Origin of the sequence: Pseudomonas sp. EMN2 (assembly GCF_009650555.1) — a bacterium.
In the GTDB taxonomy this organism is placed as follows: domain Bacteria; phylum Pseudomonadota; class Gammaproteobacteria; order Pseudomonadales; family Pseudomonadaceae; genus Aquipseudomonas; species Aquipseudomonas sichuanensis.
The window spans coordinates 37,830-58,125 of sequence record NZ_VZZR01000026.1 but is presented as its reverse complement, the minus strand read 5'-3'; the positions used below and the strand labels follow the sequence as shown (position 1 = coordinate 58,125).

Below are 20,296 nucleotides of genomic sequence, written 5' to 3'. Positions count from 1 at the left end.
TTAGTTTTGCAAAAACACAAACCAAAACCATAACTGCCGCCACCCTTTGGAGCCCTCCCGTGTCCCACCGTCCCCTCTCCACTCACCCGGCCTCATCCCTCACCCTGCCGGCACTGCAGCGCACCCCACTGGCACACGCCGTGCTGGTTGGCCTGGCCTTGGGCGCCTACGCGCTTGGCGCAGTGCCGGCACGGGCCGCAACATCTGCGATCAGCAGCCAGGACGCTGAAGAAAAACCTGCGCTTACCGAGTTGTCCGCCACCCTGATCGACGCCCAGGGTATCGCCGACCCACTGCCACCGGTGTACGCCGGCGGCCAGGTGGCCACGGGCGGGCGTGTCGGGCTGCTGGGCAACAAAGACTTCATGGAAACGCCGTTCAGCACCGTCAGCTACACCGATACCTACATCCAGGACCTTCAGGCCAAGGACATCACCGACGTCATCGCCGCCACCGACCCGTCGGTGTTCAGCAACGGCCTCACCGGCACCTACAGCGAGAACTATTCGATCCGCGGCTTCCAGACCAGCGTGACCGACATGACCGTCGATGGCCTGTTCGGCATGGCCCCCTACTATCGCGCCTCGCCCGAGATGTACGAGCGCATCGAAGTGCTCAAGGGCCCGTCGGCACTGCTTAACGGCATGCCGCCTGGCGGCTCTGTGGGCGGTATCGTCAACCTCATCCCCAAACGTGCTGGCGACACGCCGCTGACCCGCCTCACCGCCACCTACGCCTCCGATGCGCAGTGGGGCGGCCATGTCGACGTGGGCCGGCGTTTCGGCGAAGGCAATCAGTTCGGCGTGCGCTTCAATGGCGTGTACCGCGACGGCGATGCGGCCATCGATGGCCAGACCCAACGCAACGTGTTGTCGGCCCTGGCGCTGGACTGGCGTGGCGAGCGCGCGCGGCTGTCCGTCGACCTGTTCGACAGCGACGACCATATTCGCGGCCAGAACCGTGGCATCGGCCTCGCGGACGGAGTGCCCGTGCCCCGGCCGCCCAAGGCCGACACCCTGATCAACCCCGACTGGGCCTATGTCGAAACCAAGGACAAGGGCGTGATCCTGCGTGGCGAGTACGAGCTCACCGACCAGTTGCTGGCCTACGGCGCGGTCGGTACCAGCAAGACTGACTACCGCTACAGCGGCGCACTGGTCGGCACCCTGACCAACAGCGCCGGCGACCTCACCACCAGCATGGGTCAGCTGCAGATGGAGATCCACAAGACCTCCGCCGAGGTTGGCCTGCGCGGCCACTTCGACACCTTTGGCATCAACCACCAATGGTCGCTCAATGCCACCCAGTACAGCGACACGCAAAAGGACTTCGGCCGCCGCGCCGCTGGCTCCAGCTGGACCACCAACATTTACCACCCGAGCTGGGGCCCGAAGGTGGCCGAAGCCTGGCCGCAGATCGCCCACACCGAAAACGATCTGAAGAGCTATGGCATCGCCGACACCCTGTCGGTGTTCGATGATCGTCTGCAACTGACCCTGGGCATACGCCGCCAGGAGGTGGTCACCGACACCTTCAACGTCAAAACCGGCGCGCGCAACAAGCCCGGCTACGATACCCACGCCAACACCCCGGCCGGCGCCATCCTGTTCAAGCTCACCGACGAGGTGTCGCTGTACGCCAACTACATCGAAGGCCTGAGCAAGGGCGGCGCGGCGCCGTTCACCGCCGCCAACTACGGCGAGGTGTTCGCCCCCTACAAGACCAAGCAGCGGGAAGTCGGCCTGAAGCTGGACCTGGGCACCTTCAGCCATACCCTGGCGCTGTACGAAATCAAACGCCCCGGCAGCTATACCGACCCGGTCAGCAACTTCTATTCATTTGGCGGCGAGCAGCGTAACCGTGGTGTGGAATGGAGCTTCTTCGGCGCCCCGCTGGCGGATGTGCGCCTGATGGGCGGCGTGGCCCATGTCGACCCCAAGCTGACCAAGACCGCAGGCGGGGTCAACGAGGGCAAGACGGCCACGGCCTATCCCAAGCTGCAGGGCAAGCTGGGCGTGGAATGGGATATCCCTGGCTTTGAAGGGCTGACGCTGACCGGTAACGTCACCTCGCAGTCCAAGCAGTACATTACCGAAGACAACAAAATGTCGATCCCCGGTTACACCATCTTCGATGCCGGCGCCCGCTTCACCACCCAGGTCGCCAGCAAGCCAGTGACCCTGCGCGCCAACATTTCCAACCTGACCGACAAGGATTACTGGGGCGTCCCGCTGACCCAGACCCTGGGGCTGGGTGCGCCACGCACCTATGAGCTGTCGGCTACGGTGGACTTCTGATGGCAATGCCCCGCCCTGGCTGGCGGGGCAACCCAAGGCTCAGCGCCTGCGCCGCAGGTAGCTCTCCAACGGATCCTTGCTCAAGCCTTCCTGGGCCTGGGCCACCGAGGCGATGAACAGCGAGAACAGCTCCGACTGCTTGGCGATGTCCAGCTTGCTGTACACATGCTTGCGGTGGGTCTTGACCGTGTCCTCGCTGATCCCCAGCCGTTCGGCCAGCGAGCGGATGGAGTGCCCGCGCAGCATGTACTGGGCCACCAGGCACTCGCGCTCGGTCAACAGCGACGAGCCGAACTGGGTCAGCGCGGCGTTGATCTGGCGCCCCAGCGCACTTTCGAAGCGCCCGCCCAACGCATCCGCATCCAGGTCGCCCCAATGCCGGCGCACCACGGCCAGCACCCAGGGGGCAATGCGCTTGAGTTCGTCGACCTGCTGCCGGCCCAGGCGGCGGGTACTGGCCAGGGCCACGGCGATGGTCAACTTGGGGCCCAGTGGCACGATGTAGTTCAGCTCATCCTCAAGCCGCGCATGCTGGTAGAACGACACGTAGTATTCGCTGCGCTTGAAGTGGTCCGGCGCCACATCGCTCAGCCGGTAGCAGCCTGGGGCAATGCCCTCGATGCAGGCCCGGTAGAACGGGCACAGCAGGTAGAAGCCTTCCAGGTACTTGCCGATGCTGCCTTCGGGCATCCACGGCCCCTCCTCGTCCCGCTCGAACAAGGCCGAAGGCAGCCCTTGATGGGGGAACAGGAACACGGTGATGGCGTGGGAAGGCGCCAGGTAGTTCAGCGCGGCGAACAGCGACTCGACGAACGCCGACGTGCCGATGCAATCGACCACGTGGGCGATCTGCTCGAACCACTCTGCGGATTGAAGCCGGTCTCTGCTCATCTGCTTGCTTGCCTCTTGAATCGGAAAAAGCCGTTGCATCGCTGCAACGGCGTTTCCCATCTTTCCATGCCCGGAGCGGGCTCACCAGCGCGCGGTAACGCGGGGGTCAGCGCGCCGCCCAGGCATTGAAGCGCTCTTCCAGCTCTTCGCCGTGGTCGACCCAGAACTCGGCGTTCACCAGCTGGGCTTCAGCCAGGTTGGCCGGGGCCGTTGGCAGTTGCTGCTGGATCTCGGCCGGCAATGCATTGACCGCATCGGTACGCACCGGGCCGTAGGGAATGTGGCTGGAGAAGGTTTTCTGCGTGGCGGCCTGGCTGGCGAAGGTGATGAACTGCTGCGCCAGTTCCTTGCTCTTGGAGCCGCGCACGATGGCCCAGTGGTCCGGATCGTACAGGCTGCCCTGCCAGACGATGCCAAGCTTCGAGCCGTCCTTCTGCGCCGAGGCGATGCGCCCGTTGTAGGCGGCGGACATCACCACATCGCCGGCCACCAGCCACTGCGGCGGTTGCGCGCCGGCCTCCCACCACTGGATGCTCTGCTTGATCTGGTCGAGCTTGTGGAAGGCCCGGTTGACCCCTTCTGGAGTGCCCAGCACGGTGTACAGGTCCTGGCGTGGAACGCCATCGGCCAGCAGCGCGACCTCAAGGGTGTACTTGGCGCCCTTGCGCAGCCCGCGCTTGCCCGGGAAGCGCTGGGTGTCCCAGAAGTCTGCCCACGAGGTCGGCCCGTTGGCGAGCTTCTGGGTGTTGTAGGCCAGCACCATGGACCAGACATAACTGGCCACGCCGCACTCGCTCACGGTACCGGGCAGGTAGTTGGCCTGGTCGCCCAGCAGGGTCGGATCGATGCGCTCGAACAGGCCCGCCTCGCAGCCGCGGATCAGCTCGGGGCTTTCGACCTCCACCACGTCCCAGGACACATGGCCGACATCGACCATGGCCTTGACCTTGGACAGTTCGCCGTTGTATTCGCCGGCCACCACCTTGCCTGCCCCGCTCTGCTCGAAGGGCTGGAAGTAGGCGGCCTGCTGCGCCGCCTTGGTGGCGCCGCCAAAGGAGATGACGGTGAGGCTGGAGGTGCCGGCAAGGGCGGGAAGGCTGGCAGCGGCGAGCACTGCAAGGCTGAGTGACGCGGTGATGGTACGCATGGAAACTCCCTCACGATTTATGGTTGTGTGTATCGAGGCAGTTGGGCCAGTCGGCCCGAGCCCGCAGTGCCTTGCGGCTTGCGGGGGGATTTCTTGTTGTGGGTGGTTCGTGGAGCATGGCTGGACAGCGGTGGCGCTCGATCTCCCAGGCGCAACACATCCAAAGGCGAACACCTCCCAGCCCTGACCCTTACCGCAACTGGAACCAGGTGGTCTTCAACTGCGTGTACTTGTCGAACGAGTGCAGCGACAGATCGCGGCCAAACCCGGACTGCTTGCCGCCACCAAAAGGCACCGTGGTATCCAGCGCATCCATGGTATTGACCGAGACCGTACCGGCCTTCAACGCCTTGGCCACACGGTGGGCGCGGTTGAGGTCGTCGCTCCATACCGACGCGGCCAGCCCATAGATGCTGTCATTGGCCAGTTGCACCGCCTGCTCTTCGTTGTCGAACGCGCTGATGGCCAGCACCGGCCCGAAGATTTCATCGCGGGCCAGGCGGCTGTCGCTGCTGACATTGCCGAAAATCGTCGGTGTGATGAAGTTGGATGAACCATTGAAGGTCAGTTGCTCGCCACCGCTGAGCAGCGTCGCGCCCTCCTCGCGCGCCTGGCCAATCGCCCGCACGATGCGCGCGGTCTGCTCGCTGTCGACGATCGCGCCGGCGGCACTGGCCGGATCGAGCGGGTCGCCCGGCAACCAGGCCTGGGCCTTGGCGATCACCCGTTCGACGAACTCATCGTGGATCGAGCGCTGCACATACAGCCGCGAGTTGGCCGAGCACACTTCACCCTGGTTGAAGAAGATGCCGAAGGCTGCCTTCTCGGCGGCCAGGTCAAGGTTCTGGCAATCGGCGAACACCAGGTTGGGGCTCTTGCCGCCACACTCCAGCCACACCTGCTTGAGGTTCGACTGGGCCGAGTACTGCATGAAGTACTTGCCCACCTGGGTGGAGCCGGTGAACACCAGGCAATCGACGTCCGGGTGCAGCCCCAGGGCCTTGCCGGCCTGTTCGCCCAAGCCCGGCACCACGTTCAGCACGCCCTCGGGGATGCCCGCCTCCAGGGCCAGCTGGCCGAGGCGCAGGGCCGAGAACGGCGACTGCTCGGCAGGCTTGAGTACCACACTGTTGCCGGCGGCCAGTGCCGGCGCCAGCTTCCAGGCGGCCATGTCCAGCGGGAAGTTCCACGGCACCACGGCGGCAATCACGCCCAGGGGTTCGCGGGTAATGGTGGCCAGCGCATTGGCGGCCGTGGGCGCGACCTGGTCGTAGACCTTGTCCAGCGCCTCGCCGTACCAGGCGAACACCCCGGCCGCGCCGGGCACGTCGATGTTGTAGGCATCCATCACCGGTTTGCCCATGTTCAGCGAGTCCAGCAGCGCCAGTTCTTCGCGGTGCGCCAGCAGCAGGTCGGCCAGCTTGATGAGGATTTTCTTGCGCTGGGTGGGGGCCATGCGTGCCCAGGGCCCTTGTTCGAATGCGCGGCGGGCGCTGCGCACGGCCAGGTCGACTTCGTCTTCAGCGCAGGCCGCCACCCGGGCGAGCAACTGGTTGGTGGCCGGGTTGATGGCGTCGAAGGTAGCCCCCGAGGAGGCATTCACCGAGTGGCCGCCAATCAGCGCGGTGTCGATGAATGTTTGGCGGTTGGCCCGCTGTTGCCAGAAGGAAAGGTCGAACACGCTGCGCTCCCACATCGACCGCGTTCGCGGTCAGTTGTTATTGATGTGAGCCGATGGTGCGCCACTCTGGATGGCAGGAAAATTAGTAAAAATGTTCTCCAGACCTATGAAAAAACTCTCTAGCTTCAGCAGCCCTCAATCCGGCAAGCGATAGCGCTCGGCGAAGTACTGGCGGAAGAACTCCACCGCGACCCGGACCTTGGCCGAGCCGGCCAGCGGCGCGGTGTACACCGCCCAGATATCTGCCGCCTGCTGGTAGTCGGGCAGCACCTGCACCAGCCGCCCGTCCTCGATGCTGTCGTGCACATCCCACCATGAGCGCAGCAGGATGCCCCGCCCGTCCAGGCACCACTGGTGCGCCACCTCGCCATGGTTGCTCGACAGGGCGCCGGTCACCCGCACGCTCTCCTCGCCTTGCGGGCCCTCCAGGTGCCACAGCCCGAACGGGTGGTCGCGCTCCTTGATCACCAGACAGTCATGGCTGGCCAGGTCTGCCAACACCTTGGGCGTGCCCCGCTCGGCCAGGTAGCCGGGCGCGGCGCACAGCACCCGGCGGTTGCGCGCCAGCGGCTTGGCGATCAGGTGCGGGGCGATGACGTTGCCGACGCGGATGTCCAGGTCCACCCCTTCGGCGATCAGGTCCACCAGGCGGTCGTGCACGTCCAGGCGAATGTCCAGCCGTGGGTAGCGCGCCGCCAGTTCCGACAAGGCCGGCGCCACGAAGCGCCGGCCCAGGCCCAGGCTGCTGGCGATGCGCAGTTGCCCGGCGGGCTCGCGCTGGCCGGCGTTGAGGTCGTCGTCCATGCGTTGCAGGGTCTCGAAGATCTGCTGTGCCCACTGGTAGACCCGTTCACCCTCCTCGCTCACCGTCACCCGCCGGGTGGTGCGGTGCAGCAGGCGCACCCCCAGGCTCTCTTCGAGCAGGCGGATGCGCTTGCTTACGAACGCCGCCGACATGCCGCGCTCGTCCGCCACGGCGGCAAAGCTGGCGCGGCGCGCTACCTGGAGGAAGATATCGAGGTCGTCGAGGTTCGGCAGATTATTCACGTTTCGTGCACCAAGAATTGATCGAATGGGAGATTATCTCCGCAGCGCGCCCTTATAGCATGGCCGCATCCTCCCTGAACACGAGATGCGCCCCCATGACCAAGACCTTCAAAATCGCCGCCATCCCCGGTGACGGCATCGGCAACGAAGTCCTCCCGGAAGGCATCCGCGTGGTCGAGGCCGCCGCCCGCAAGCACGGCCTGAACCTTGAGATCGAATTCTTCGAGTGGGCCAGCTGCGACTACTACCTGGCCCACGGCAAGATGATGCCGGACGACTGGTTCGAGCAGCTCAAGGGCTTCGATGCCCTGTACTTTGGCGCCGTCGGCTGGCCGGACAAGGTCCCGGACCACATCTCGCTGTGGGGATCCTTGCTCAAGTTCCGCCGCGACTTCGACCAGTACGTCAACATCCGCCCGGTGCGCCTGTTCCCCGGCGTGCCCTGCCCATTGGCCAACAAGCAGCCAGGCGACATCGACTTCGTGGTGATCCGCGAGAACACCGAAGGCGAATACTCGTCGCTGGGCGGGCGCATGTTCGAGAACACCGAAAATGAATTCGTCCTGCAGGAGTCGGTGTTCACCCGCCGTGGCGTCGACCGCATCCTCAAGTACGCCTTCGAAGTCGCCCAGACCCGCGAGCGCAAGCACGTCACCTCGGCCACCAAGTCCAACGGCATGGCCGTGAGCATGCCGTACTGGGACGAGCGCACCGCCGCCATGGCCGCGCACTACCCCGAGATCAGCTGGGACAAGCAGCACATCGACATCCTCTGCGCGCGCTTCGTGCTGCAGCCGGAGCGCTTCGATGTGGTGGTGGCCTCCAACCTGTTCGGCGACATCCTCTCCGACCTGGGCCCGGCCTGCGCCGGCACCATCGGCATCGCGCCGTCGGCCAACCTCAACCCTGAGCGCAAGTTCCCGTCGCTGTTCGAACCGGTGCACGGCTCGGCGCCGGACATCTACGGCCAGAACATCGCCAACCCGATCGCGATGATCTGGTCGGGTGCACTGATGCTCGAGTTCCTCGGCAAGGACGGCGACGACGCCCGCTACCAGGCCGCCCACGACGACATCCTCAAGGCCATCGAAACCGTGATCGCCAATGGCGACACCACCCGTGACATGGGTGGCAGCCGCTCGACCCAGGACGTGGGCAAGGCGATTGCCGAGTTGCTCGGCGCCTGATCAGGCGACCCCTTCGCGGGTAAACCCGCTCCCACAGGTTTTGCACAGACCCTGTGGGAGCGGGTTTACCCGCGAAATAGGCGTAACCAATCATCCGGATTGTCCGACGATTCTATTGCCACTCGCCCAGATTCAATGCAAAATCTGTTAACCAAAAGATATTTGTTATCCAATAGTTAACAGAAAGGAAAAACAAGCCTCGATACGGACTTCCCAACGCCTGACTCCAACTACAAAAAAAATGCCCCTGGAGACAATTGATGTCCCCCAACAATAAAAAGATTGATGTGTTTCTGATTGCCGTGAGCCTGGTTGCCGTGCTGCTCACCGTGATCGGCCTTGCCGCCTTCCCCGCACAAGCGGAAAACCTGGCCAACCAGGCCTTCGAACTGTCCACCCGCACCTTTGGCACCAGTGTCCAGGTCCTGGTGTTCGGCAGCTCGCTGGCCGTGCTGTACCTGGCTTTCAGCAAGTACGGCAACATCCGCCTGGGTGCCGGCAAGCCGGAATACTCCACCACCACCTGGGTGTTCATGTTCATCTGCGCCGGCATGGGTTCCTCGACCCTGTACTGGGGCGTGATGGAATGGGCCTACTACTACCAGACCCCTGGCCTTAACATCGCGCCGATGTCGGCCCAGGCCCTGGAATACAGCGTCAGCTACTCGTTCTTCCACTGGGGTATCAGTGCCTGGTCGATTTACGCCCTGGCCTCGCTGGCCATGGCCTACCACTTCCATGTGCGCAAGAAGAGCGGCCTGAACCTGGCCTCGGTGATCGAAGCGGTCACCGGTTTCAAGGCCACCGGCCCGGTTGGCCGCGCCGTCGACCTGATCTTCCTGCTGACCATGATGGGCGCGCTGACCGTGTCCCTGGCGCTCACCGCCTCGACCCTGACCCGTGGCCTGTCGGACCTGGCCGGCACCCCCAACACCTTCACCGTGCAACTGCTGGTGATCGGTGCGGTGGCGCTGCTGTTCTCGCTGAGCTCGTACATCGGCATCGACGGCGGCCTGCAGCGCCTGTCGAAGATGGTCTGCGTCGGCGCCCTGCTGTTCGCCGCCGTGGTGCTGCTGGTCGGCCCGACCCAGTTCACCCTGAACAACACGGCCAACTCCATCGGCCTGATGCTGCAGCACTACGTGCAGATGAGCCTGTTCACCGACCCGGCCGGCGACGGTGCCTTTACCCGTAACTGGACGGTCTTCTACTGGCTGTGGTGGGTGTCCTACGCACCGGGCGTGGCCATGTTCGTCGCTCGCGTGTCGCGCGGCCGGCTGATCAAGGAAGTGGTGTTCGCCCTGCTGCTGGGCGGCAGTTTCGGTTGCTGGTTCTTCTTCGGCGCGCTGGAAAGCTACAGCATGCACCAGTTCATCAACGGCCAGATCGACGTGCCCAAGCTGCTCAGCACCGCCGGTGGCGAAGCGGCGGTGACCGACCTGCTGCTGGCCCTGCCGTGGGGCACGCTGTTCCTGGCGGCGTACCTGTTCATCATGGCGGTGTTCTGCGCCTCGCACATGGACGCCGCTGCCTACGCCGTGGCCGCCACCAGCACCCGCAACCTGCGTGAAGGCGAAGACCCGAGCCCCACCCTGCGCCTGTTCTGGTGCGTGGTGCTGACCCTGGTGCCGCTGGCCATGCTGTTCGCCAAGGCGTCGCTGTCGACCATGAAGACTGCCGTGGTGCTCACCGCGATCCCGTTCATGGTGATCCTGCTGGTGAAGATCTACGGCTTCTTCAAGTGGCTGGCGGCTGACTACGGCCAGGTGCCGGCGTACCGCATCGAGGAAGAGGCCACCCGCCTGGCGGGTGAAGAGCCGCAAGAGCAAGCGCCACGCAGCGCGGCGGCGGTGCACTGAATTGAGTTGAATTGAGATAGCAACGTGGGAGCGGCGGTGCGCCGATGCGACTTGCCCCGCGATATGGGCTGCCATCGCTATCGCGGGGCAAGCCCGCTCCCACGCTGCCAAACCTGCGACAAATTTTTTTGCCTAACTTGTTAACCAATAGATACGCGTTAACCAATAAGAACCGAGATAAAGCCATGAACGATTTCAAACGCCTGCCCGCCGATTTCTGCGCCAACCCCGAAGTGGCCTTCACCCTGCCGGCCAAGTTCTACACCCAGGCCGCGGTGTTCGAGCACGAGAAGGAAGCGATCTTCGCCCGCAGCTGGATCTGCGTCGGCCACCGCAGCGAAGTCGCCGAGAAGAACGCCTACATCACCCGCCAGGTGATCGGCGAAAGCATCATCATCGTGCGTGGCCGCGACGACGTGCTGCGCGCGTTCTACAACGTCTGCCCGCACCGTGGCCACCAGCTGCTCGAAGGCAGCGGCAAGGCCAAGAACGTCATCACCTGCCCTTACCACGCCTGGGCCTTCAAGCTCGACGGCGAGCTGGCCCACGCCCGTAACTGCGAGAACGTCGCCAGCTTCGACAAGGACAATTCCAGCCTGGTGCAGCTGCGTGTCGAAGAGTATGCAGGCTTCCTGTTCATCAACATGGACAACGACGCAGCCCCGGTCGAAGACCAGCTGCCAGGCCTGCAAAAGCGCATGCGCGAAGCCTGCGCGGTGATCGACGACCTGCACCTGGCCGCTCGCTTCGTCAGCGACACACCGGCCAACTGGAAGTCGATCGTCGACAACTACCTGGAGTGCTACCACTGCGCCCCGGCCCACCCCGGGTTCTCCGACTCGGTGGACGTTGGCCAGTACAGCCACAGCCTGCACGGCAACTGGACCCTGCAGTACGGCCTGGCCAAACCTTCGGAGCAGTCGTTCAAGTTCGATGAATCGGTGAAAGACCCGTCCTTCGCCGGCTTCTGGGCCTGGCCGTGCACCATGTTCAACGTGCCGCCAGGGGCCAACTTCATGACCGTGATCTACGAGTTCCCGGTCGATGCCGAAACCACCCTGCAGCACTACGACGTCTACTTCCTCAACAAGGACATCACCGAGGAGCAGCAGAAGCTGATCGATTGGTACCGCGAAGTGTTCCGTCCGGAAGACCTGCGCCTGGTCGAGAGCGTGCAGAAGGGCCTGAAATCCCGCGGCTACCGTGGCCAGGGCCGGATCATGGTCGACGCGCAGCGCAGCGGCGTCAGCGAGCACGGTATCGCCCACTTCCACAACCTGATCGCCGTCGCCCACCTGGACGACTGAGCCACCCCCGTTAGCTGTCCCGCCCCGCGCCAGGGCCTGGCGCGGGGCTTCGTTGTCGAGGTATGCCATGGCCAAGCAATACGAAATGTTCAAAGTGCGCGTGACCGACGTGGAACAGGCCACGCCGCAGATCAAGCGCTTCACCCTGGCCCGCAGCGACGGCGCCGCCCTGCCCGCGTTCACCGGCGGCAGCCACGTCATCGTGCAGATGCAGTCGGCCTGCGGCGGCCAGTTCAGCAACGCCTACTCGCTGATGAGCGACCCGCGCGCGCTGTCCAGCTACCAGATCGGCGTGCGCCTGGAAGAGCAGTCCAAGGGCGGCTCGGCGTTCATGCACCAGCAGGTCGAGGTGGGCAGCGAGCTGACCATCTCCACCCCCAACAACCTGTTCGCCCTCGACCCGAGTGCCGGGCGTCATGTGCTGATTGCCGGCGGTATCGGCATCACGCCGTTCCTGGCGCAGCTGCATGAACTCGAAGGCGGCGACACCCCCTACGAGCTGCACTACGCCTTCCGCGCGCCCGAGCACGGCGCCTTCCAGGGTGACCTGCAGAGCGGCCCGCATGCCGGCAACACGCAGTTCTATATCGACAGCCTCGATCGCAAGCTCGACCTGGCCGCCCTGTGCGCCGGCCTTGCCGACGATGCGCACCTTTACGTGTGCGGGCCCAAGCCACTGATCGATGCAGTGATCGCCACCGCCGCCGCCGCCGGCATCGCCGAGTCACGGGTGCACTGGGAGCAGTTTGCCGCCGCAGCACCGGCCGCAGGCGCCGCCTTCACCGTGGTACTGGCCCGCTCCGGGACCGAACTGCAAGTCGAGGAAGGCATGACCATCCTCCAGGCCATCGAAAAATCCAAGGCCGCCAAGGTCGAGTGCCTGTGCCGCGAAGGTGTGTGCGGGACTTGTGAAACGGCGATTCTCGAAGGCGAGGCCGAGCACTTCGACCAGTACCTGAGCGATGAGGAGAAGGCCGCGCAGCAGACCATGATGCTCTGTGTGTCGCGGGCGAAATCGGCGAGGATCGTGCTAGACCTGTGAGGACGGAGGGGTGGTTCCTCGTTCCAGGCCCACCCACCTGGCAGTTTTGCCAGTTGCCCACGCGCGATGAGGCGACCACAGTGGGCCTAAACCACAGAAACAGAGGCCGCCATGGCACCGCTAAGTTTCCCTCGCCCATCTGCGGCCTTGTTAGCAACCGACACACCGGGTTCAGTGCTGCGGCGCAGCCTCGATCAGGCCGGGATTATGTATGCCTATACCGCATTTGGCCATCTAACGCCCGGGGACACAGGGTTGATGATGTTGGGCTTCAATGGTCAATACCGCGACCCGCTCACCGGAAATTACCAGCTAGGCAATGGCTACCGATCCTATAACCCGGTGCTGATGCGCTTTCTCTCGGCGGATAGCCTGAGCCCGTTCAGCCATGGAGGTATCAATGCCTACGCCTACTGCAAAAATGACCCGGCCAACCAAACAGATCCGTCTGGAGCAGCTCCTGGTTTTTTCACCATAATACGAGAGATCTCAAATAGCTGGTTCGGGTTCAGAGCGTGGCGGGATTTGCCAGCCAGCGCTCCAGCGACAAAAGATCAGTTGCTCAAGCCTGGTACATCCATGCCGCGCCCCTCAAGAACTATCGATAATCCTGGGCCCAGTGCTTCGCGTGCGTCGTTTTCTACAACAACGGCCGCAACTTTTTCGCAAACACCTCATACCTTACGAGCAAATAGTCCTACCCGGATGCAACCAACCCGCCAATCACCTGCTTACAGTAGTGGCTTCGAAACTGTAGGCACTGGATCGCCTCGCCAAATTCCCTTGGTCAGTCCCCCCCCACACTCGCCCAGTCACTCCCTGACTCGCAGGGGGTCGACCGACTCATGGGATGAGTGGTCTGAAAACCCCGTCGAGGTCGCACGCCGAGAGAATGAAGGCATAGCTAACGCCATCCGGACCGCCAGCAGTTAGAACCATTGAGAGCAGAACGCCCTTAGCAAATACGCAGATTCTCAAATGCGAAATGGACAAGTCACTTTGTACCCCACTGCATTTACAACTGCATGGAACTCCCAGCCTCCACCTCCGCTCTTAACAACATGCAGTAATACCCCTGGGCTTTACCTTCGCGGAGGATTCACCATGCGCCACTTACTGCTTGTTCCCTCGTTGCTGCTCCTGCTGCCTGCCGGTGCCGCCCTGGCCCGGGTCGATGCCGGTGACGTCGCCACCTCGGCGGGGATCTCCGCGTCGCTCTACTCGACCTTCAAGGACGACAAACGGATCATCCCCGCCCATGACGAACTGACCGCCTTCATCGCCAGCGGCGGTGCCATCCGTGGCGCCTACCTGGAGTCGGCGTTGGCACAGGCACGCCAGGCCAACCCTGGCCTGCAGGCCAGCGACGAGGAACTGGCCCGGGCGCTGCTGTCGCAGGATGACCCGGTCGCGCAGCACTGACCTGCACGTGCAAGGGGGCCGCTTTGCGGCCCAATCGCCGGCAAGCCGGCTCCCACAGGCATCTTACTCTCCCTGTGGGAGCCGGCTTGCCGGCGATTGGGTCTTCAGGAAAGCGCTGAACAGGCTTCGCGCATGACCTGCCAGGTTCGCGCATCCGCCGGCACCAGATGCTCGATGCGCAATGACTCGACCGTAATGTCCTGGGGCATGCCAAAAGTGGTGAAGGTTGACATGAACGTCAGCTCACCCTGTGGCGACGCCAGGCGCGTCAACAGCAGCGGCGGCAATACGCCCTGCGCGGGTTCAGGCTCGCTTGGCAGCGCCAGCTGCGCCAGGCGCGTGGCCAATAGCGGATTACTCAGCGACTCCTGACGGGCACGCAGCCAAGCCACCGCACGAATTTCTTCGGCATTGAGCAAGTACTCACCCAGCCCGCCGGGCGCAAACAGCATGGCCAGCATGTTCAACCCCTCCACCTGCGACGGCGGCAGCCCGAGCAAGGCAAACAACGCGGCCGTGGCACTGTTGGCCGCCAGCACGTCCCAGTTGCCGTCGATGACGATTGCCGGTGCCGGGTTATTGGCCTGCAACAGGTGCTCGATGGCGTCGCGCACGGCCGCCAGCGCCGGGGCATCCAGCGGCGAGGCCTGGTAGCGCGGCGCCAGGCCGGCGGCGAGAAACACCTCGTTGCAGCGCTCCAGTGGCGCATCGAGCGCGCTCAACAAGGCATGCAGGGTGGCAATGCCTGGCCGGGCCCGGCCGGTTTCGATGCAACTGAGGTGACGCTGGGAAACGCCGGCACGCAAGGCCAGCTGCATCTGGCTGAGCCCGGCCTGACGGCGCAGCTGGCGCAACGGCGAACCTGCGGTGGAGCTTGGCCGGGTGGGGTGAAAGGTCGAAATGTCCATGGGCTGAGCCTGCGAGTGTTCAGGTGAGTCGTCCATGACCTCTGAGGTCATTGCTGGGCTGGGACCCTATCACTAGTGTTCGGGCATCGAAACCGTCACGGAGCTCCCACCATGCGTAAACCCTGGCTGGCACTCGCCACCTTGATCGCCTTGACCCTCTACACCGGCTGGACCATGGCCAACGCCGAGCAGTCGTTGCTGGCCTTCGGGCTGCAACTGATCAGCAGCCCGGACACCCTGCAGGTAGTCATCGACCTGTACCTTATGGCCGTGCTGGCCTGCCTGTGGATGTGGCGCGATGCCCAGCGCCGTGGGCGCCCGGGGAGCAGTGTGCTGCCCTACTGCCTGCTGACCCTGCTGTTCGTTTCGATCGGCCCGCTGCTGTATCTGGTCGTGCACGGGTTCAGAGGCCATCGGCCATGATCACGGTGTTCGCCGCCAGTGTTCTGCTGCTGTTCCTCAAGATGCTGGCAATCTCCTGCTACCAGGGGTATCACCGCTTGCGCCACCTGACCTTCGTCAACGCCGAGGATGCGGCCGTGCTGGGCCGCTCGGCCTCGGCCCAGGAGCGCCCCGAAGTACGCCGCGCGGCCCAGGCCTGGGCCAATGACCTGGAGAACATCCCGCTGTTCTTCGTGCTCGGTGGACTGGCAATCACTCTGCACACGCCTGAGCTGCCGACGATGTGGTTGTGCGCCTTGTTCTCCGCTGCCCGGCTGGCCCACACCCTGGCCTACCTGGCGGCCTGGCAACCCTGGCGCACGCTGGCCTATGCCATCGGCCTGGGCTGCCTTTTGGGGTTGGCCGGGATGATCGCCACCCGCCTGTGCTAAACCCGACGCGCTAGCAGGAAGGCTGCCAGCCCCAGCACCGGCAACGCCGCGCCCAGCATTGCCACGCCCGCCCAGCCAAAGTGCGCATACACTCCGCTGGCCAGCGCCGAACCCACGGCCCCGCCCAGGAAGATGCTGGTCATGTACAGCGCATTGAGGCGTCCGCGGCTGGCGGGGTCGAGCGCATAGACCTCGCGCTGGCCGATCACCATGTTCATCTGCACTGCAAAGTCCAGCAGCACCCCGGTCAACCCCAGGCCGATCACGCTCATGCCCGGTGTGGTCAGGCCCAGCAGCAAGGCCAGCGGCGCCAGCGCCATTGCCAGCAACGAAGCCTGCCGTCCATGCCCGGCATCCGCCAGGCGCCCGGCCAGCGGCGCGGCCACCGCCCCTACGGCGCCGACCAGCGCGAACAACGCGATCTGGCTTTGCGACAGGCCATGCTCTGCGGCCAGGGCCAGTGGCACCGCTGTCCAGTACAAGCTGAAGGCGGCGAACATCAGCGCCTGGTACAGCGAGCGCTGGCGCAACAACGGGTAGCGGCGCAGCAATACCAGCAGCGAGGCCATCAGCCCGGCATAGCTGGCCTTGTGCTCGGGTATCCGGCGCGGCAGGGTCAGGGCCAGCAACAGGATGATCGCCAGCATCACCCCGGCCGCGCCGATGAACACCACACGCCAGCCGAAATGATCGGCCACCAGGCTCGACAACGGCCGGGCCAGCAGGATGCCCAGCAACAGGCCACCCATGATGTTGCCCACCACTCGCCCACGCTGGTGCTCGGGCGCCAGGTGCGCGGCCAGCGGTATCAGCATCTGCACCGCCACCGAACTGAAGCCGATGAGCAAGGCATAGGCCAGGAACAGCTGGCCCTGGCCATGGCCGCTGTTGCCGGCCAGCAGCAGGCTGACGGTCGCCAGCACTGCCGTGGCGATCATCAGCTTGCGGTTTTCCACCAGGTCGGCCAGCGGCACCAGCAACAGCAGCCCGAGGGCGTAGCCCAGCTGGGTCAGCGAGACGATCCAGCTGGCGTGCGCGGCGGACAAACCCAGGTCAGGTGCGATCAGCCCGACGATGGGTTGGGCGTAGTAGATGTTGGCGACGATGGCGCCGCAACAGAAGGCCAGCAGCGTCACCAGGGCGCGGCTCAGGCCGGGCGCTGACGGCTGGGCGACAGCGATGGAAGCATTCATGGGGGTTGCCTCGCTTAACGACTTGGAAGTGCGGGCATGGTGCCGGGAAGCACCGCGCGGCAGAATCCACCGGCAACGCAACAAGGCTTTGCGCCCTGCGCAACGGCTAGGGCGCCAGCAAGGTCTCGCAGAACGCAACGAACGCCTTCACCCGCCGCGACCCTCGGTGGTTGGGCAGGTACAGCGCGTTGATGGTGGCGCTGGCAGCGCCCGGGCTCACCTGCCAGTCGGCGAACAGCCGCTGCAAGCGCCCGGCCGCGACATCCTCGCGCACCAGCCAGTCGGCCAGCAGCGCCACGCCGCTGCCGGCGATGGCGGCTTCGCGCAGCAGGTCGGCGTTGGCACTGCGCAACGGGCCGCTGACGTCCAGCTCCAGGCGCTGATCGCCTTGCTGCAAACGCCAGGGCCGGGCCGACTGGCCATAGCGAAAGCGCAGGCAGGCACGTGAGCTCAGTTGCCGTGGATCGTCCAGCGCGGGGCCTTGTGCCACATAGGCCGGGCTGGCCACCAGCCAGCGCTCGAAGTGCCCCAGCCGACGACACACCAGCTCGTCGCTGGGGGCGGGTTCGCCGAGACGGATGGTCAGGTCATAGCGGCCATCGAGCAAGTCGTCGAAGCGGTCGCTGAGGTCGATGTCCAGTTCCAGGCCTGGATGGCGGGCCAGAAAGGCGCCCAGGTGCGGGGCGATCACCCGCCGGCCGAACTCCACCGGCAGGCACAGGCGCAGCACGCCGACGGGCTCCTCGCCACGGTCGGCGACACTGGCATCGGCCTCGGCCAGGGCTTCGAGGATGTCACGGGCACGCTGGTAGTAGCCGGCACCGGCCTCGGTCAGGCTGACCTGGCGGGTCGAGCGGTTGAGCAAGGTGGCACCCAGTTCGCTTTCCAGCGCATCGACCAGGCGTGTCACCGACGAGGTCGCCACCCCAAGCCTGCGTGCGGCGGCGGAAAACCCCTGGGCCTCGACGGTCGCCATGAACACCTTGAGCGCCAGCAGCTTGTCCATGGCAGTTTTCCCTGGGGCAAAGCCAGGAACCTTCCTACAATCAGGCCCTGGAATCAACCACGGACGCGCCCCTCATGCCTGACAACCTGTTCACCGCCCTGCCCGCCCTCGACCCACAGGCCAGCGAGCGGTTCGACGACCTGCTGCAACGCCCGGGCCTGCGCATCGAACGCATCGTCTCCAGTGGCCAGGCCAGCCCGCCGGGCTTCTGGTACGACCAGGACGAAGGCGAGTGGGTGGTGGTGCTCAGCGGCAGCGCCGGGTTGCGCCTTGAGCACGAGCGCGAAACCCGTGTATTGCGCCCGGGCGACCACCTGGACATCCCACCGCACTGCCGGCACCGGGTCGAATGGACCGAGGCTGGCGTGGCCACCGTGTGGCTGGCGGTGTTCTACCGCGGCTGAGCCAAGGCCACCGAGGCTGGCGCGGCCTGCAGCCGATAAAAGCGCCACGGCAGCAACACGGCGGCCACGCTCAGGCCACTGGCGAAACCGACCCAGACCCCCACCGCCCCCAAGCCGGAATGGAAGGCCAGCCAGTAACTGAGCGGCAGCGCCAGCAACCAGTAACTGACCAGGGTCACCCCCACTGGCCAGCGGTAGTCCTGCATCCCGCGCAGGGCCCCCAGCGCGGTGGACTGCAGGCCGTCGGCCACCTGCATCGCCGCCACCACCACAAACATCGGCACCGCGATGGCAACCACCTGCGGGTCGTCGCTCATGGCCTCGGCAATGCGCCGGCCAAACAGCACCAGCAGCACGGTGGCCAGTAGCATCCATGCCGTGACGCTGACGAAAGTGGCGCTGCCGATGGCCCGGATGCGGGCGGTTTCGCCGCGGCCCTGGGCCTGGCTGATGCGGATGCTCACTGCCGCCGCCATGCCCAGCGGCAGCATGTACAGCAGCGCGCCGATCGAATGCACCACCTGGTTGGCTGCCAGTGCAGCGTTGCCCAGCCAGCCGAGCATCCAGGCGGCGATCACCACCGCGCCGGCTTCGGCCAGGTAACCCATGCCCAACGGCCAGCCTTCGCCGAACAGCGTGCGCCAGCGCAAACGCTGCCCAAGCGGCAGCTGGCGATAACGCGCCAGCGAGGGGGCCAGGCACCAGTAGGCCAGGGCCAGCAGCAGCGCCAGCAACTCGGCGAGCACCCCGGCGATCCCCGCCCCTACCAGCCCCAGCGCCGGCAGGCCGAAATGGCCATGGATCAGGCCGTAGCTCAGCGGGATGTTGAACAACACCGCGCTCATCACCAGCCATACCGCCACCCACGGGCGGCCAATGGCCTCCAGCACGTCCTTGAACACCACGATCAGGCAGTACGGGATCAGGAACACCGCCATGGCCTGCCAATAAGGGGTCAGCAACGCCAGGTCCGGCAACGGTACACCCAGCCACTGCAGCAGCGGCAAGGCAGCCAGCATCGCCAGGCAGCCCAAGGTACCGATCAGCAAGCCGTAACCCAGGCCTGCGCGCAGGGTGCGCGTCACCGTCGCCGGGTCATCGGCGCCGAAGGCATGGCCGACGCGCACGCTGAGGGTGGCGAGCATGCCGTAAAGCCCCGCATGGAAAATCAGCCCGGCGCTGCTGGTCAGTGCCACGCAGGCCAGCACCACGGTGCCGAGCGAGGCCAGCAGCACAGTGTCGGTCAAGCTGATCAGCTCGGCAGCGGACAGGCCCAGCACCAATGGCAGGGCCAGGCGCAGCAAGCCTGGCAGCTCGGCCAGCCAGGAAACGGCGCTGTGCTTTACAGAAGCAGTCACGGTGAATACCTCGAATTGACATACGCCGCGTATGCTAATGCCATTTATTGACATACGCAACGTATGCTAATTTGCGCGGCATCGCTTTCAGCTGGAGCCAGCCATGCCCACCCCTCGCCGTAGCCGCGCCGCCATGAGCGCTGACACCACCGAACGGCTGATCGCCGTCGCCCGCCGCCAGTTCACCGAGAAGGGCTTCAGTGCCGTGGTCATGGACGACCTGTGCGCCGAAGCCGACCTGACCCGTGGTGCCCTGCATCACCATTTCGGTGGCAAGGCCGGGTTGTTCACCGCGGTGGTGCAGAGCTTGCTCGATGAGATCAACCAGGCGCTGGATGTGCGCTACGCCACCCATGAAGACCCCTTGGAGGCATACATCGACACCTGCCTGCACTACTACGACCTGCTGCGCGACCCGGTCCTGCGGCGCATCCTGCTGCAGGATGCGCCGGGCGTGCTGGGCCTGCGCTTGCGCGAGCTGGAAGAGGCCAGCTACATCGGGCCCATGGCCCAGGGGCTGGTGGAATTGCAGGAGGCTGGGCGGTTGCGGGCATTTGACGCGGTGGCCATGGCGCATCTGATCAATGGGGCCATGGGGGATACCGGGATCTGGGTGGTGGCGCAGGATGATCCGCAGGCGGCGGCGGAGCGGGTCAAGGGGGCGCTGCGGTGTTTGCTGGAGGGGTTGCAGGGTTGAGGGGTTGAGGGGTTGGG

At 65.0% G+C, this 20,296-nt stretch carries 19 protein-coding genes; 11 read left to right on the top strand and 8 right to left on the bottom strand.

Features of this window, described 5'->3' with window-relative positions; translation table 11 throughout:
• Positions 1 to 59: 59 nt before the first annotated feature.
• Entirely contained in the window at positions 60 to 2,297 is a 2,238-nt protein-coding gene (locus tag F6X61_RS09780) for a TonB-dependent siderophore receptor (protein ID WP_153786450.1), read from the top strand.
• Between the two features lie 39 nt (positions 2,298 to 2,336).
• Here F6X61_RS09780 and F6X61_RS09775 read toward each other — a convergent pair whose 3' ends face one another.
• The 4 genes from F6X61_RS09775 to F6X61_RS09760 form a co-directional block, all read right to left on the bottom strand.
• Positions 2,337 to 3,188: a helix-turn-helix transcriptional regulator gene (locus F6X61_RS09775; RefSeq protein ID WP_110992827.1), complete on the bottom strand. Its 852-nt coding sequence runs from the start codon at positions 3,186 to 3,188 to the stop codon at positions 2,337 to 2,339.
• A gap of 106 nt (positions 3,189 to 3,294) precedes the next feature.
• Positions 3,295 to 4,335: an ABC transporter substrate-binding protein gene (locus tag F6X61_RS09770; RefSeq protein ID WP_153786449.1), complete on the bottom strand. Its 1,041-nt coding sequence runs from the start codon at positions 4,333 to 4,335 to the stop codon at positions 3,295 to 3,297.
• 190 nt (positions 4,336 to 4,525) lie between these two features.
• Complete coding sequence (locus F6X61_RS09765) at positions 4,526 to 6,016, bottom strand: aldehyde dehydrogenase (protein ID WP_153786448.1); 1,491 nt, start codon at positions 6,014 to 6,016, stop codon at positions 4,526 to 4,528.
• Positions 6,017 to 6,151: 135 nt separating this feature from the next.
• The gene (locus tag F6X61_RS09760) at positions 6,152 to 7,063 is read right to left on the bottom strand and encodes a LysR substrate-binding domain-containing protein (RefSeq protein WP_153786447.1); all 912 of its coding nucleotides are present in this window, start codon (positions 7,061 to 7,063) and stop codon (positions 6,152 to 6,154) included.
• A gap of 95 nt (positions 7,064 to 7,158) precedes the next feature.
• On the opposite strand from F6X61_RS09760, the gene F6X61_RS09755 reads away from it, so the two are divergent.
• From F6X61_RS09755 to F6X61_RS09730, 6 genes are all read left to right on the top strand, one after another.
• Positions 7,159 to 8,250 (top strand): tartrate dehydrogenase, encoded by a 1,092-nt coding sequence (locus F6X61_RS09755; protein WP_125464387.1) that lies wholly within the window; start codon positions 7,159 to 7,161, stop codon positions 8,248 to 8,250.
• Positions 8,251 to 8,510: 260 nt separating this feature from the next.
• Positions 8,511 to 10,109, top strand: coding sequence for a BCCT family transporter (locus F6X61_RS09750; RefSeq protein WP_153786446.1), 1,599 nt, complete (start codon positions 8,511 to 8,513; stop codon positions 10,107 to 10,109).
• Positions 10,110 to 10,294: 185 nt separating this feature from the next.
• Positions 10,295 to 11,416 (top strand): aromatic ring-hydroxylating dioxygenase subunit alpha, encoded by a 1,122-nt coding sequence (locus F6X61_RS09745; protein WP_125858943.1) that lies wholly within the window; start codon positions 10,295 to 10,297, stop codon positions 11,414 to 11,416.
• 67 nt (positions 11,417 to 11,483) lie between these two features.
• Complete coding sequence (locus tag F6X61_RS09740; RefSeq protein WP_153786445.1) at positions 11,484 to 12,458, top strand: PDR/VanB family oxidoreductase; 975 nt, start codon at positions 11,484 to 11,486, stop codon at positions 12,456 to 12,458.
• 111 nt (positions 12,459 to 12,569) lie between these two features.
• Positions 12,570 to 13,391 (top strand): RHS repeat-associated core domain-containing protein, encoded by an 822-nt coding sequence (locus F6X61_RS27545; RefSeq protein WP_153786444.1) that lies wholly within the window; start codon positions 12,570 to 12,572, stop codon positions 13,389 to 13,391.
• Between the two features lie 171 nt (positions 13,392 to 13,562).
• The gene (locus tag F6X61_RS09730) at positions 13,563 to 13,880 is read left to right on the top strand and encodes a DUF2388 domain-containing protein (protein ID WP_153786443.1); all 318 of its coding nucleotides are present in this window, start codon (positions 13,563 to 13,565) and stop codon (positions 13,878 to 13,880) included.
• 104 nt (positions 13,881 to 13,984) lie between these two features.
• Here F6X61_RS09730 and F6X61_RS09725 read toward each other — a convergent pair whose 3' ends face one another.
• A complete protein-coding gene (locus F6X61_RS09725; RefSeq protein ID WP_256671344.1) occupies positions 13,985 to 14,788 on the bottom strand; it encodes a helix-turn-helix domain-containing protein in 804 nt (267 codons plus the stop codon).
• Between the two features lie 111 nt (positions 14,789 to 14,899).
• On the opposite strand from F6X61_RS09725, the gene F6X61_RS09720 reads away from it, so the two are divergent.
• Together F6X61_RS09720 and F6X61_RS09715 are read left to right on the top strand one after the other, a co-directional pair.
• Positions 14,900 to 15,211, top strand: coding sequence for a DUF2834 domain-containing protein (locus F6X61_RS09720; protein WP_153786441.1), 312 nt, complete (start codon positions 14,900 to 14,902; stop codon positions 15,209 to 15,211).
• Positions 15,208 to 15,621 (top strand): MAPEG family protein, encoded by a 414-nt coding sequence (locus F6X61_RS09715; RefSeq protein WP_153786440.1) that lies wholly within the window; start codon positions 15,208 to 15,210, stop codon positions 15,619 to 15,621. The genes F6X61_RS09720 and F6X61_RS09715 overlap by 4 nt, the downstream gene beginning before the upstream one ends.
• Here F6X61_RS09715 and F6X61_RS09710 read toward each other — a convergent pair.
• Together F6X61_RS09710 and F6X61_RS09705 are read right to left on the bottom strand one after the other, a co-directional pair.
• Entirely contained in the window at positions 15,618 to 16,814 is a 1,197-nt protein-coding gene (locus F6X61_RS09710) for an MFS transporter (protein WP_153786439.1), read from the bottom strand. The genes F6X61_RS09715 and F6X61_RS09710 overlap by 4 nt on opposite strands.
• 106 nt (positions 16,815 to 16,920) lie before the next feature.
• Entirely contained in the window at positions 16,921 to 17,820 is a 900-nt protein-coding gene (locus tag F6X61_RS09705; RefSeq protein ID WP_153786438.1) for a LysR family transcriptional regulator, read from the bottom strand.
• A gap of 74 nt (positions 17,821 to 17,894) precedes the next feature.
• Here F6X61_RS09705 and F6X61_RS09700 point away from each other — a divergent pair, with 74 nt between their 5' ends.
• Positions 17,895 to 18,224, top strand: a complete 330-nt coding sequence (locus F6X61_RS09700; RefSeq protein WP_153786437.1) for a cupin domain-containing protein — start codon at positions 17,895 to 17,897, stop codon at positions 18,222 to 18,224.
• On the opposite strand, the gene F6X61_RS09695 is transcribed toward F6X61_RS09700, so the two are convergent.
• Positions 18,212 to 19,582: an MATE family efflux transporter gene (locus F6X61_RS09695; protein WP_218575533.1), complete on the bottom strand. Its 1,371-nt coding sequence runs from the start codon at positions 19,580 to 19,582 to the stop codon at positions 18,212 to 18,214. The genes F6X61_RS09700 and F6X61_RS09695 overlap by 13 nt on opposite strands.
• Before the next feature lie 103 nt (positions 19,583 to 19,685).
• Between F6X61_RS09695 and F6X61_RS09690 the strand changes: the two genes are divergently transcribed.
• Positions 19,686 to 20,279 (top strand): TetR/AcrR family transcriptional regulator, encoded by a 594-nt coding sequence (locus F6X61_RS09690; protein ID WP_153786435.1) that lies wholly within the window; start codon positions 19,686 to 19,688, stop codon positions 20,277 to 20,279.
• The last annotated feature ends 17 nt before the right edge of the window (positions 20,280 to 20,296 follow it).

What these genes read in the sequence shown, in the direction of transcription:
- F6X61_RS09775 (WP_110992827.1), bottom strand. Translation starts at nt 3,188, where the DNA reads ATGAGCAGAGACCGGCTTCAATCCGCAGAGTGGTTCGAGCAGATCGCC.
- F6X61_RS09770 (WP_153786449.1), bottom strand. Translation starts at nt 4,335, where the DNA reads ATGCGTACCATCACCGCGTCACTCAGCCTTGCAGTGCTCGCCGCTGCC.
- F6X61_RS09755 (WP_125464387.1), top strand. Translation starts at nt 7,159, where the DNA reads ATGACCAAGACCTTCAAAATCGCCGCCATCCCCGGTGACGGCATCGGC.
- F6X61_RS09750 (WP_153786446.1), top strand. Translation starts at nt 8,511, where the DNA reads ATGTCCCCCAACAATAAAAAGATTGATGTGTTTCTGATTGCCGTGAGC.
- F6X61_RS09745 (WP_125858943.1), top strand. Translation starts at nt 10,295, where the DNA reads ATGAACGATTTCAAACGCCTGCCCGCCGATTTCTGCGCCAACCCCGAA.
- F6X61_RS09740 (WP_153786445.1), top strand. Translation starts at nt 11,484, where the DNA reads ATGGCCAAGCAATACGAAATGTTCAAAGTGCGCGTGACCGACGTGGAA.
- F6X61_RS27545 (WP_153786444.1), top strand. Translation starts at nt 12,570, where the DNA reads ATGGCACCGCTAAGTTTCCCTCGCCCATCTGCGGCCTTGTTAGCAACC.
- F6X61_RS09730 (WP_153786443.1), top strand. Translation starts at nt 13,563, where the DNA reads ATGCGCCACTTACTGCTTGTTCCCTCGTTGCTGCTCCTGCTGCCTGCC.
- F6X61_RS09725 (WP_256671344.1), bottom strand. Translation starts at nt 14,788, where the DNA reads ATGGACATTTCGACCTTTCACCCCACCCGGCCAAGCTCCACCGCAGGT.
- F6X61_RS09720 (WP_153786441.1), top strand. Translation starts at nt 14,900, where the DNA reads ATGCGTAAACCCTGGCTGGCACTCGCCACCTTGATCGCCTTGACCCTC.
- F6X61_RS09715 (WP_153786440.1), top strand. Translation starts at nt 15,208, where the DNA reads ATGATCACGGTGTTCGCCGCCAGTGTTCTGCTGCTGTTCCTCAAGATG.
- F6X61_RS09710 (WP_153786439.1), bottom strand. Translation starts at nt 16,814, where the DNA reads ATGAATGCTTCCATCGCTGTCGCCCAGCCGTCAGCGCCCGGCCTGAGC.
- F6X61_RS09705 (WP_153786438.1), bottom strand. Translation starts at nt 17,820, where the DNA reads ATGGACAAGCTGCTGGCGCTCAAGGTGTTCATGGCGACCGTCGAGGCC.
- F6X61_RS09700 (WP_153786437.1), top strand. Translation starts at nt 17,895, where the DNA reads ATGCCTGACAACCTGTTCACCGCCCTGCCCGCCCTCGACCCACAGGCC.
- F6X61_RS09690 (WP_153786435.1), top strand. Translation starts at nt 19,686, where the DNA reads ATGCCCACCCCTCGCCGTAGCCGCGCCGCCATGAGCGCTGACACCACC.